Origin of the sequence: Neobacillus drentensis, assembly GCF_036966985.1 — a bacterium.
In the GTDB taxonomy this organism is placed as follows: domain Bacteria; phylum Bacillota; class Bacilli; order Bacillales; family Cytobacillaceae; genus Neobacillus; species Neobacillus drentensis_E.
Genome location: NZ_JBALSN010000480.1, coordinates 719 through 1,276 on the forward strand (window position 1 = coordinate 719; position 558 = coordinate 1,276).

The 558-nt window shown below is 40.7% G+C and carries 1 protein-coding gene; it reads left to right on the top strand.

The window, feature by feature from the left end; genetic code table 11:
* Nucleotides 1-558: MFS transporter (locus tag V7659_RS25805; RefSeq protein ID WP_335542962.1), on the top strand; the 558-nt coding region annotated here is incomplete at both ends.

The window sequence follows — 558 nt, forward strand, 5'->3', positions numbered from 1 at the left end:
GGTCCGGATTATCAATTCAACGGGGATCGGTTCCCTGCCAATCTTTTTCCCGATGTACTTGAAGTCAAATTACGGATTTACGACTGAACAGTTTTTACAAATGTGGGGAACGATGTGGTTTGCAAATATTATCTTTAACCTAATCATTCCTTACATCAGTGATAAATGGTTAGGCTGGCAAAAAACGATTCAATGGCTTGGCAGCTTCGGTATGGGCGTTATGTTACTCGTCTTGCTTTACACACCTGAAGTATTTGGCAGCAGTTTCTTGGCTTTAAATATTGCTGGCATTTTTATGGGAATTGTTCTTTGTGGTTTCGTTCCGCTTTCAGCATTGGTAGCATCACTTGCTCCTGAGAAAAAAGGATCGGCGATGGCGATTGTAAGCTTTGGTGCAGGAATGTCCTACTTTATCGCTCCAGCAATCGTTGGGTTATTTATTGGACTTATCGGTGCAAAAGGGGTTATTTGGATCTTCGCAGGCACGTATTTCCTTGGTGCGTATTTAATGAAATTTATGAAGCTTCCTTCCGAAAAGGATAATAAAAAAGAGATTTT